General features: G+C 72.9%; 10 protein-coding genes. 4 read left to right on the top strand and 6 right to left on the bottom strand.

Annotation, left to right across the window (positions count from 1 at the left end; genetic code table 11):
- Nucleotides 1–10: 10 nt before the first annotated feature.
- Both DS079_RS15770 and DS079_RS15765 read right to left on the bottom strand, forming a co-directional pair.
- The gene (locus tag DS079_RS15770; protein WP_126988748.1) at nt 11–685 is read right to left on the bottom strand and encodes a maleylpyruvate isomerase N-terminal domain-containing protein; all 675 of its coding nucleotides are present in this window, start codon (nt 683–685) and stop codon (nt 11–13) included.
- Between the two features lie 15 nt (nt 686–700).
- Complete coding sequence (locus tag DS079_RS15765; protein ID WP_126988747.1) at nt 701–2272, bottom strand: aspartate:alanine exchanger family transporter; 1572 nt, start codon at nt 2270–2272, stop codon at nt 701–703.
- Between the two features lie 288 nt (nt 2273–2560).
- Here DS079_RS15765 and DS079_RS15760 point away from each other — a divergent pair, with 288 nt between their 5' ends.
- On the top strand, nt 2561–3643 hold the full coding sequence (locus tag DS079_RS15760; protein ID WP_126988746.1) for a Gfo/Idh/MocA family protein: 1083 nt from the start codon (nt 2561–2563) through the stop codon (nt 3641–3643).
- Nucleotides 3644–3722: 79 nt separating this feature from the next.
- On the opposite strand, the gene DS079_RS15755 is transcribed toward DS079_RS15760, so the two are convergent.
- Nucleotides 3723–5417 carry an HNH endonuclease signature motif containing protein gene (locus DS079_RS15755; RefSeq protein ID WP_164736295.1) on the bottom strand — a complete coding sequence of 565 codons (1695 nt, stop codon included), beginning with the start codon at nt 5415–5417 and terminating at the stop codon, nt 3723–3725.
- A 211-nt stretch (nt 5418–5628) separates the two neighbouring features.
- Between DS079_RS15755 and DS079_RS15750 the strand changes: the two genes are divergently transcribed.
- Nucleotides 5629–6099 (top strand): MarR family winged helix-turn-helix transcriptional regulator, encoded by a 471-nt coding sequence (locus DS079_RS15750; protein WP_126988745.1) that lies wholly within the window; start codon nt 5629–5631, stop codon nt 6097–6099.
- Between the two features lie 73 nt (nt 6100–6172).
- Nucleotides 6173–7477: an MFS transporter gene (locus DS079_RS15745; RefSeq protein WP_126988744.1), complete on the top strand. Its 1305-nt coding sequence runs from the start codon at nt 6173–6175 to the stop codon at nt 7475–7477.
- A gap of 287 nt (nt 7478–7764) precedes the next feature.
- Here DS079_RS15745 and mgtE read toward each other — a convergent pair whose 3' ends face one another.
- On the bottom strand, nt 7765–9120 hold the full coding sequence (gene mgtE / locus DS079_RS15740; protein ID WP_126988743.1) for a magnesium transporter: 1356 nt from the start codon (nt 9118–9120) through the stop codon (nt 7765–7767).
- Nucleotides 9121–9214: 94 nt separating this feature from the next.
- Between mgtE and DS079_RS15735 the strand changes: the two genes are divergently transcribed.
- A complete protein-coding gene (locus DS079_RS15735; protein ID WP_126988742.1) occupies nt 9215–9955 on the top strand; it encodes a sulfite exporter TauE/SafE family protein in 741 nt (246 codons plus the stop codon).
- A gap of 72 nt (nt 9956–10027) precedes the next feature.
- Here the strand turns inward: DS079_RS15735 and DS079_RS15730 are convergent, their stop codons facing one another.
- Together DS079_RS15730 and DS079_RS15725 are read right to left on the bottom strand one after the other, a co-directional pair.
- Nucleotides 10028–10537, bottom strand: a complete 510-nt coding sequence (locus DS079_RS15730; RefSeq protein WP_164736294.1) for an SRPBCC domain-containing protein — start codon at nt 10535–10537, stop codon at nt 10028–10030.
- Nucleotides 10538–10653: 116 nt separating this feature from the next.
- On the bottom strand, nt 10654–11442 hold the full coding sequence (locus DS079_RS15725) for an MFS transporter (protein ID WP_271190710.1): 789 nt from the start codon (nt 11440–11442) through the stop codon (nt 10654–10656).
- Between the last annotated feature and the right edge of the window lie 52 nt (nt 11443–11494).

Here is an 11494-nt window from a genome sequence, read left to right as displayed (position 1 = left end):
ACGAGGCCGCTCACCCGAAGGACAGCGGCAGCATCTCCCCGCGCGGGCCGAGCTCCTCGAGCTCGGCCCGCTGCGCATCGGTGAGGCTCTCGCGCCCGGTCGCTCGGCGCAGCGCGTCGGCGTCGGACCATCCCGCAGGCAGCCGCACCCGAAGCCGGCGCTCGACCATGTCCCGCGCCTCGGCGAGACCCTCGACGGGCGGAGGGGCGGCGGCGTCCTCGGGGTCGAGGTGGGCGAGCAGGTCCAGATGGTGCAGCGTCCACTCGAGCACGTAGGCGTGCAGGTAGTCCCGCACGGTCAGGCTCATGCCCTGGGTGGCGACCGGGAGGTCCGGCTCCGCGAGCAGCGCGGCCCGCTCGGCGGCCCCGCCGAGGTCCTCGAGGTGGTCGCGCAGCAGTCCCGGATCCTCGTACGCGGCGGCGAGGCGCACGGTGAGGGCGTCGTGCGGATCGGTGCCGTCGGGCGGGGTGGGCGTCGGCGTCCAGCAGCTCAGCGCGTCCGCGGTCGGGGCGGTCTCCGCCGGGGTCGCCAACGTGATCAGCACGTCCTGGGCGTCGATCACGAGGTGGCCGACGAGGTCGCGCACCAGCCAGCCGCGGCATCCCGAGGGCAGGGAGAAGGCGTGCTCGGGCAGCTCGTGGACGGCGCGGCGCAGCGCGGCCCAGCTCGTCGTGAACAGCTCCATGGGCGAACGCTAGCCCTATACGTTCCAGATCACCGGAACCAGCAGGATCTTCACCACCATCGCGAAGGCGAAGAGTGTGGCGTAGGCGGTCTCGATCCGCTCGTCGGCCTTGCGGGAGTTCGCGGCGTCAAGCACCGCGGGCTGGCCGAGGAAGCCCGCGACCGCGCCAGCGGAGCGCGCGGCGGAGATGTCCAGCACCCAGCGGGCGGCCAGCAGCAGCACCACGCAGGAGAGCGCGGAGACGACCACGGACAGCAGCGCGGCGCGCCAGGCCATCGGCGAGGCGAGGACGGCGGCGACCTCGGGCCCGGCGGTGAGGCCGAGCGCGGCGAGGAACAGCAGCAGCCCCATCTGGCGCACGGTGGTGTTCGCACCGCCCGGCAGGGACCAGACGATCGGGCCGGTGCGGCGCAGCGCCCCGAGGGCCATGCCGACGATCAGCGGTCCCGCGGCCGGGCCGAGGGAGAAGGCGCTCCCGCCCGGCATCGGCACGGTGACCATGCCGAGGCCCACGCCGAGCATCAGCCCGAGGCCGAGGGAGAGCACGTCCAGCTCGCTCACCTGGCGGTCGGAGTCGCCGAGGAAGCGGTGCACGGCGTCGAGCTCCGCCCGGTCCACGACCACGGCGATGCGGTCCCCGGGCTCGAGGATGAGGTCGTCGCGGGCCAGCAGCTCCAGGTCCCCGCGCCGCACCCGGGTGACCACGGCGCCGAAGCGGACGGGCAGGTTCAGCTCGGCGATGGAGCGGGAGGCGAGGTCCGGGTTCGAGACGGTCATGCGCGTGAACTCGACCAGGGAGCGGTCGTGGGCGACGTGCCGGGTCGAGCGCTCGCCGAGCTCGGCGACGACCTCCTCGACCACCTCGGGCATCCCGACGGCGACCACCTCGTCCCCGGCCAGCAGGTCCTCGCCGGGCACGATCACGCGCACCGTGCCGTCCCGGCGCAGATAGGAGAAGCGCACCCGCTGCTGGTACCACTGCGGCACGTCGCGCAGGTTCACGGTGCGGTGGACGAGCACGGTGGTGGAGGCGAGGCTGGTCCCGGCGAGCGCGGGGGTGTCGCCCCGGCCGGGCCAGGCACGGTTCACGACCATGGAGACCAGCACGATCCCGACGATCACGCCGATCGGATAGCCGAAGGAGTAGCCGACGGACGGGCCCGTCGTGCCGGTCAGGCGCGAGGCGGCGTCGAGCGCGGGCGCGGCGGTCAGCGCGCCGGTGAACAGGCCCAGGCCCAGGTCCCGCTCGATCCCGAGGGCGTGGCCGAGCAGGATCGTCGCGAGCGCGGCGATGACGGTGGCGACGGTCGCGGCGCCCAGCAGCGGCAGCTGCTTGTTCAGCGTGGCGAAGAAGGTGGCGCCGGCGGAGATGCCGACGGTGTAGACGAACAGGGCGAGCCCGAGGGTCTGCACGATCTGCATGCCGTCGCCGAGCTGCGGGGCGATCGCGGACAGCGCCAGGCCCGTGAACAGGGCGCCCGCGGCGCCGAAGCGCATCCGGCCGAAGGGGATGGCGCCGAGCACGGCCCCGGTCGCGACGACCAGGAACAGCGTGAGCAGGGGGCTGTTCGCGAGGGCGTCGATCACGGGGGTCCTTCCCGGGCCCGCCCTCGAGCGGGACGGGCGCGCTCGTGCACGGGCACCGCAGTGTGGGGGTTCAGGTCCACGATAGGCCCGTCGGCCGTGCCCGACGAGCCGGGGTTGTCCGAGGTCACGCCGGAAGGGAGAGCCGACGGAGGTCGCGGCCCGCGCGGCGGCGCCGCCCCGCGCGACTGGCAACCCCCGGCACTCCGCGCCATCGCACCTCGTGGTGCACGACACTGGTGGCGACTATGACCGGGCCCCAGGCCGCACTCTCGACCGAAAGGACTGTCGATGGCCGTCTCCGAAGGTGCCAACTACGCCCCCGCCGCGATGCCGAAGCCGGTGGTCGAGCCCGGGGAGTTCGTGTTCGCCGCGATGCATCTCGACCACGGCCACATCGGCGGGATGACCCAGGGTCTGCTCGGCGCGGGCGGCACGCTGAAGTGGGTGTACGACCCGCAGCCCGAGCGCGCCGCCGCGTTCAAGGAGCAGTTCCCCGAGGTCACCATCGCCTCGAGCGAGGAGGAGGTGCTCTCCGACCCGGAGGTGCACCTCGTCGCCGCCGCGGCGGTCCCCGTGGACCGGGCCCCGCTCGGCATCCGCGTGATGGAGGCCGGCAAGGACTACTTCACGGACAAGACCCCGCTGATCTCCCTCGAGCAGCTCGCCGAGGCGAAGGCGGCCGTCGCGCGGACCGGGAAGAAGTACATGGTCTACTACTCCGAGCGCATCCACGTGGAGGCCGCGGTGCTCGCCACCCAGCTCATCCAGAAGGGTGCGATCGGTAAGGTCCTGCAGATCACCGGCATGGGCCCGCACCGCATGGGCGATCCCTCCTCCCGCCCCGACTGGTTCTTCGAGCGCGCCCGCTACGGCGGCATTCTCACCGACATCGGCTCGCACAACTTCGAGCAGATGCTCACCTTCACCGGCTCGGACGACGCGGAGATCCTCTCCTCCTCGATCGGCAATTTCGGCAACCCCGAGCATCCCGAGCTCGACGACTTCGGCGACGCGCACGTCGCGCTCTCCTCCGGGGCGACGGGCTTCGTCCGCGTGGACTGGTTCACCCCGTCGGGCCTGCGCACCTGGGGCGACGGCCGCACCTTCGTGGTGGGCACCGAGGGCTACCTCGAGCTGCGCAAGTACGTCGACGTCACCACCGACAACGGCCCGAACCAGGTGATCCTGGTGGATTCCGAGGGCGAGCACCGCCTCGAGGCCGACGGGAAGGTGGGCTACCCCTTCTTCGGCGAGCTGGTGCTCGACGTGCTGCACCGCACCGAGAACGCGATGACCCAGGAGCACGCCTTCAAGGCCGTCGAGCTGGCGCTCAAGGCCCAGGAGGCGGCGAAGGAGCTCACCGGCCGCTGAGCCCCACGGCTCGTCGAGTCCGACACGAGGGGCCTGATGCGCACACGCGCGTCAGGCCCCTCCGTCATGCTCGGGGTGCTCACGCCGCCCTGACCAGCACGCTCTCGCACAGCGCCTGCACGCAGTCGGCGAGGCAGAAGCCCTCCCCGCCCGTGGTGGCGGCGATCCGTTCGGGGTCTTGGCCGTCTGGCGTGCCGGGAGCTCTGCCAGCCGTCGTGGAGTGATCCTCGCCGACCGGACCGTCACCCTCGGCCTCGTCAGCCGCCGCCGCTCCGGCTCCTCCCTCGGTGCAGGGTGCCGTGTCGTCCGTCGGCACATCCGGGCGGAGGATCAGCCGCTCGAGCATCGCGGGCCATCGTGCCTGGACCGGGCGGCCGGCCTCGTCGAGCACCTGGAAGCGCGGCGTCCAGGCCGACGGGGCCGCCGTTGCGCCCGTCGACGCGGCCGCCGATGAGACTGCTGACGGAGCGAGCTCCCGGGACGCTGCCGGCTGAGCCCTGCTGCCCGAGGACGCGGACCGGCTATGGACCAGCCGCAGCCCGCCCTCGTGGACCATCACGTGGTGGCGCCGACACAGCAGCGCGAGCTCGTCAAGATCCGTCGGTCCCCCTTCTGACCAGGGCGTGAGGTGGTGGGCGTCCAGGTGCTTGCTCTGGTGGCAGCCGGGGAACACGCAGGTCCCGTCGCGGAGCCGCAGGGCGCGACGCTGGGCCCGGGAGGCGAGGCGCCGGGCGCGTCCGAGGTGGAGGATCTCCCCGTGGACGTCGGAGATGGCGAGCGAGACCTTCCCGGTGCAGGCGAGTCGCTCGGCGGTGCGGGGCTCGAGGGGCCCGCCGCCGACGACGCCGCAGCGCGGAAGCGTTCCCGCGGGAACGTCCTCGACGAGCGACTCGGCGCTGACCTGCACGACCACGAGGTGGCGGTCCTCGCCGGAGCGGTCGTCGGGCTCGGCGGCGAGATAGGTGCGGGCGATGTCGTGGAGGGCGTCGGCCCGACGCTGTTCGAGAGTCGCCTCGGCGGTGATCTCGGCGCAGCGCTCGGCAATCGCGACCGGTTCTGTGCTCGAGGGCAGAGCCGTGCTCGTGGGCGGACTCGTGCCGTCGCGGCCCAGCGCGAGATCCAGGGCAGTGAGCAGCTCGGCACCGGTCTCGGCGGGCAGGACCGCGCGGATCTCGACCATGCCGTCCTCCCGCACGTGCCAGCGCGCCTCACGACGCGACTCCTGGTCGAGCCGGGAACCGTCGACCGCCCGGAAGGAGGAGATGGTGCGGGAGAGCTGGGCGGCGGTCATCGCGCGGGCCATCTCGACCAGGACCTCCTCCTCGACGCGGCCCACGACGCGGGTGATCTCGCGGACCTTGGAATAGGAGAGCCGGCCGGCACCGAACTCGGCGACGGTGAGCGGCAGCTCCGGCAGGGCGCGGGCGACGCGGAGGTGCTCCCTCGCAGTGCCTGCGGCCATCGAGCAGGCCCAGCCGAGCCAGTGCGCTGTCGATTTCAGGCCCTCGTAGAACCGCACCCCCTCGCGGGCGTCGAACTCCGCGAGCATCAGCAGAAACTCACACGTGGCCTGGGCGATCACCGCGGCCTGGTGCTGGATTCGCAGGCCGAGCCGCTCGGCGTCCTCACGGTCGAGCCGCGCCGGCGGGGCGGCAGCAGAGCCGAGTGCGGGCGAGGCGGCGTCGGGCCCGTGTGTGGGCAGGTCGGCGTCAGGGCCGGACGCCGACGGGTCGGGCTCGGAGCCGGGTGCGGGTGGTGGGGCGATGAGCGTCATGACGTCCTCCGACCGAGTGACAGGAGTGCGGCTCCCCAGTCCAGTCGACGCGGACCCGGATTGCACCGTCACCTGCGCAGAAGTGGATCGATGACCGTTGTGGAGGAACGGTCGCACCGGCAGGTGAGACGACGCGGGATCCCGAGGCGGCGGCGGGCGACGCACTCGCACCCCTTGCAATAGTTAACAATGCGAACTACTATCGGTCGCCGTGACCAGAACACCGCCGCCCCACCAGGACCCGTCGGCCGCCGACCCCGCGCTCGAGGAGCTCCCGCAGCACCTCGCGCTCGTGTGCAGCCAGTTCGCCCGGCTCGCCGCGCGGCGCTCGGACGTCGGCGTCGGCACGGTGTCCTGGCGGGTGGTGGCGACGATCGAGCGTCTCGGGCCGCTGCGCCTGAGCGAGATCGCCGAGCGCGAGCGGGTCTCCCGCCCGACGGCCACCACTGTGATCAAGCGGCTCGAGGCGGAGGGGCTGGTGCGCCGCGAGGCGGACCCGACCGACTCCCGCTCCTCGCTGGTCAGCACCACCGAGGCCGGCTCCGCGCAGCTGGCCGCCTGGCGCGGGCAGCTCGCCACCGGCGTCGGCTCCCTCCTCGAGCCCCTGCCGACCGAGGATCTCGCGACCCTCACGCGCGCCTCCGAGATCCTCGCGGGCCTCCTCGAGTCCCACGACCGCTGACCCGTCGGCGACGCCCCTCGGGCGGCCCCGCCGTGCCACCGACCATCCCTCCCCACCCCGGAAGAAGCACCGCATGACCTCGACGGACACCGATCCCTCGACAGCCCCCTCCACGGGCGCAAGCTCCTCGGCCCCCACTCTGCGCGACGCCTTCCACCAGCCGCGCGCCGTGTGGGCGATCGCCTTCGCCGCGACCGTGTCCTTCATGGGCATCGGCCTGGTGGACCCGATCCTCCCCGCGATCAGCGAGCAGCTGGACGCCTCCCCCTCGCAGGCGATGCTGCTGTTCACCAGCTATCTCTTCATCACCGCGATCGCCATGTTCTTCACCAGCTGGTTCGCCTCCGCCGTCGGCGTGAAGCGCACGCTGATGATCGGCCTCGTGCTCGTGGTGCTCTTCGCGGCGCTCGCCGCTGGCGCCGGGTCGGTCAACGAGATCATCGGATTGCGGGCGGGCTGGGGGCTCGGCAACGCGCTGTTCATCTCGACCGCCCTCGCCGCGATCGTCGGCGCCACCGCGGGCCCGAGCGGCGGCGCGATCATCCTCTACGAGACCGCGCTCGGGATCGGCATGGCGCTCGGGCCGCTGCTCGGCGGCCTGCTCGGCTCCGTCTCCTGGCGCGCACCTTTCGCCGGCACCGCGGTACTGATGGGCATCGGCGCGCTCGCGATCGCGGTGCTGCTGCAGCGCGAGGCGAAGCCCGCGCACGTCTCCCCGCTCGCAGCCCTGCGGGCGCTCGGGAACCCGGCGCTGCGCACCCTGGCGCTGACTGCGATCTTCTACAACTTCGGCTTCTTCACGCTGCTGGCCTACTCCCCCTTCCCGCTCGAGGCCGCCGCGGCCGCGCACGGCATGGAATTCGGTGCGATGGGCATCGGCGGGGTGTTCTTCGGCTGGGGCCTCGCGCTCGCGATCACCTCGGTGTTCGCCGCGCCCGTGCTCACGCGCCGCCTGGGCCTGATCCCGACGCTGCTGACGACGCTCGGCCTGCTCACCGCGGTGATGGTGGCGCTCGCCCTGGTCCACACCTCGATGACCGCGATGATCGTGCTGATCGTGATCGGCGGGCTGCTGCTGGGCATCATGAACACGGCGTTGACCGAGACGGTCATGGAGGCGACCGACCTGCCGCGCGGCGTGGCGAGCTCAGCGTACTCCGGCGTGCGCTTCCTGGGCGGCGCGATCGCGCCGGCCGTGGCCGGCCCGCTCGCGGCGGCGACCACCGCCGGGGCCCCCTACCTGCTCGCGGCGCTCACCCTCGCGCTCAGCATGGCCATGCTGATGATCGGCCGACGGCACCTCGCCGCGGTCGGCCAGGAGCACCACCTGAGCGCCGCCGAGGAGGCCGAGGCGATCACCGTCGGCGACGAGGTGTGAGAGCCGGCAGGCCGGCCGGTGCGCGGGTCGGCCGACAGGCGGGGCCCCGGGACACGAAGGCGTCCCGGGGCCCCGCTCGTCGGGCCGTCGGTGGTGGAGATTCCCGTCGGACGCCCGCCTTGCTAAGCTGTTGCGTGTTCCGAAACATGCGTTCTGCTATGCAAAACGTTGGGCGGGGTGCGATGCAAGTACCAGGTCACAAGCCTCTCCTTCACCGACAACGCCGATGTGCGCTGGCATTCGGATGACAGGGCCCGGCTGGAGCGGGCCTGAGGAGTCCCCCGCCCCTACAGCCCCAGCACCACCGTCGCGATCGTGAAGTAGATGATCAGCCCCGTCGCGTCGCAGAAGGTCGAGATGAACGGGTTGGAGAACACTGCCGGGTCAGCGCCGATCCGCTTGGCGACCAACGGCATCAGCCCGCCGACGATCGCGGCCATGATGCAGATCGACAGCAGCGTCAGCCCCATCACGGCCCCGATCGACAGACCGTAGACGAGCCCGGAGACCACGAAGCCGAGGGAGCCGAGCACCGCCCCCAGCACGACGCCGACGCGCAGCTCCTTCCACACCACTCGCGGCAGGTCCCGCACCCGCACCTCCCCGACGGCGAGGGCGCGGGTGACGGTGGTCGCGGCCTGGTTGCCGGTGTTCCCGCCGGTGCCGGTCAGCAGAGGGATGAACAGCGCGAGCACGACGACCTGCTCGAGGCGGTCCTCGAAGATCTCCAGCACCTGCACGGTGAGGATCGCGGAGACCGCCAGCACCAGCAGCCACACGATGCGGGAGCGGACCACGCGCAGGATCGGGGTGGCGAGATAGGAGCGGGTCAGCGGCTCGGAGCCGCTGGTGCGGGCGGAGTCCTCGGCGTTCTCCCGCTCGATGATGTCCACCGCGTCGTCGACGGTGAGCACTCCGACGAGCCGCTCCTCCGCATCGACGATCGGCATGGCCAGCAGCTTCGCGGCGAAGAACCGCCGGGCGGCCTCCTCCCGGTCGTCGGTCGCGCGGGCGCGGACGGCCTCGTGGGCGAGGTCACCCACGCGCTCCTCCGGCGCGGTCAGCAGCAGGCGGCGCAGGCCCACGACCCCCAGCAGCACGCGGGAGGAGTCCACGACGGGCAGGAGGTACACGGTCTCCGCGTCCTCGCCGCGCTCGCGCACCTCGGCGAGCGCCTCGGCGACGGTCTGCTCGGGGCGCAGCGCGAGCACCTCCGGGGACATGTACCGCCCGATCGCGTGGCGCGGGTAGCCGAGCACCGCGGTGGTCATCGCCCGCTCGTCGGCGTCCAGGCCGTGCATGAGGCGCTCGGCGACGGAGGCGGGCAGCTCGTCGAACAGCGAGGCGCGGTCGTCGGGGTCGAGGTCGCCGATGATCTCGGCGACCTGCGGGGTGCGCAGGGCGGAGATCAGCTCGGCCTGGTGGTCGGGGCTGAGGCCCTCGAAGACGGCGAGCGCTCGCGCCTTGTCCAGCACCCTGAACAGCAGCGCGGCCTCGGTCGCGGGGCGGGTGTCGACGAGGTAGACGAGCTCCCCGGCGGGCAGGAGCTGCGCCTCTCGGGCGAGGTGCTCGAGCTCGGCCTCGCTCTGCGGGTCCGCGCGCAGCAGGTCGAGGACGGTGTCGAGGGAGGCGGTGGAGGTCACGGAGCCATTGTGGCCGACGGGCGCTGTGATGCAGGCGGGGTTCGTCGGCCGGCGGACCGGTCGGGCGCCTCGAGCGGCACGTAGCCTGGAGCCCATGACCGGACCGCTCCTGCTCCCGCTGCTGGGGCTCGCCGTGACGGTGCTGGTCGGGGCGCTCGCGCAGCGGTCCACGGGGATGGGGTTCGCGCTGCTGTCCGCGCCGTTCCTGGTGCTGGTGCTCGGCCCCTTCGAGGGGATCCTGGTGACGAACCTGTGCGGGGCGCTGTCCTCGGCGCTGAACCTCGCCGCACAGGGGCACGACGTGGACTGGCCGCGAGCGGCGGTGCTCGTGCCGATGGGCGTGGTGGGGGTGATTCCGGGCGCGGTCGCGGTGTCACTGATCCCCGAGGCGCCGTTGATGGTCACGGTCAGCGCCGTGGTGATCGCGGGTCTCGCGCTGACGCTGCTGCTGCGCGGTCGCACCCTGCCGAGGTCGCAGTCGCTCGGCGCGGTGGGCGGGCTGGCCTCCGGGTTCATGAACGTGACCGCCGGTGTGGGCGGTCCGGGAGTGGTGATCTATGCGCGGGCGACGGCGTGGCCGCACCGGCAGTTCGCGGCGACTGCCCAGCTGCAGTTCCTGGTGTTGAGCATCGTCTCGCTCCTGGCGAAGCGGGCGCTGCCCACCCTGCCGCCGGTGAGCTGGGCGGTGCTCGTCCTCGCGCTGCTCACGGGCACGATCGTCGGGTCGTGGCTGGGGCCGAGGATCCCGCCGGAGCGGGCGATGCGGATCGTGATGGTGCTGGCGGTGGCGGGCTCACTGCTCGCGCTCGTGCGCGGTCTCGTGCTGCTGGGCTGAGCGCCGCGCGCCCGGCGCGCGCGAGATCCGATCGACGGGCGCCCGGCCGGCGAGCGCCCGGTCGGCGAGCGCTCAGCCGGCGAGCGCGGCGTACTCGGGGGCGCGGCTCATGTACTCCGCGTCCCACACGTCCATGCCCGGGATGCGGGAGCCGGTGACGGCACCGACGAGCCGGTCGAGGTACCACTCCCAGCCGGGGCCGATGTGCTCGACCATGTCGGCGGGCACGTCGTGGTGGCGCAGCGCGAGGTGGGTGAGGTCGCCCGCGGCGCCGCCGGCCCCGTCGGAGCCGCCCTCGAGCTCGAGCGAGAGCTTCCAGACCTGGTCGCCGAGGGCGGAGCTGACGATGAGCAGGCGCTCGCGCTCGCAGGCGTGGATGCTCCAGGGAGAGGTGGACGGCTCACCGGGCTCGGCGGTCATGGTCACCTCGACGACGCCGCTCGCGGGGTCGCCGGCGTAGGTCCCGTACCAGGTGGCGAGGCGGTCCGGATCGGTGAGGTGCTGCCATATCCGCGTCCGCGGGGCGGGGACGGTGCGGCGCAGCACGAGGTCGCCGCCGTCGAGTCTTCCGGTGATGCTCATGTGCTCTCCCGAGGTCGGTCGCGGCCGGGCCGGCGCGGTGGCGGCACCACCGTAGCCCGGGGACGGGGCGGGGTCGATCCCACCGCGGCGAGCGGTCCGCCCGTCGGCCGGGCGGCTCATGCGGCGGCGACCAGCCGACGGGAACGGTCGGCCAGGTGCCAGGCCCACAGCAGCGCGCCGACGATCACGCAGCCGAGCGCGGCGAGCGCCACCACGGTGAGGCTGCCGGTGATCAGCGGGGCGATCACCCCGGAGAGCAGCGCGTTCATCACGAGGGTGAAGAAGGTGCCCATCGAGGCGGCGGCGCCGCGCTGGTGCGGGAACAGCTCGAGGATCTCCAGCTGCATCGGGGCGAAGAACAGCGAGGCGGTGAAGGACATCAGCGCAGGGCCGACGAGGACGGGCAGCAGCGTGAGGTCCAGGCCGCCGGCCGGGTCGGGCGCCAGCAGCACGAGCACGAGGTTCAGCACGCTGGTGGCGAGGGTGCCGATGTAGCCGATCGTGATCAGCCGGCTGCGGTCCATCACGTCGGCCGCGCGACCGACGACCAGGGAGCCGGCCATCATCCCGATGATCAGCGGGGCGAAGAGCACCCAGAAGTCCTGCTCGCCCAGGCCCAGCAGGCGCACCACGATGATCGGCGCGGCGGCGACGAACACGAAGTGGGCGGCGAAGCCGAAGGCGGTGGCCAGCGCGATCCGCAGCATCACCGGGGAGCGGCCCACCTCCCACAGGGACCCGATCACGGCGCCGATCCGGAGCGGGATCCGGGCCTCCTTCGGCAGCGACTCGGGCATCAGGGCGGTGAGCACGAGGACCAGCACGCCGTAGAGGCCGACGCCGGCGAACACCCAGCGCCAGTCGCCGAGCAGCAGCAGCCAGCCGCCGAGGACGGGCGCGATCACGGGGGGCGAGCGCGAAGATCATCATGATCCGGGCCATCAGCCGCTGCGCCTC

Origin of the sequence: Brachybacterium paraconglomeratum (assembly GCF_003994255.1) — a bacterium.
Taxonomy (GTDB): Bacteria; Actinomycetota; Actinomycetes; order Actinomycetales; family Dermabacteraceae; genus Brachybacterium; species Brachybacterium conglomeratum.
The sequence above is the reverse complement of the archived record's forward strand: the minus strand, read 5'-3'. Positions and strand labels throughout refer to the sequence as shown.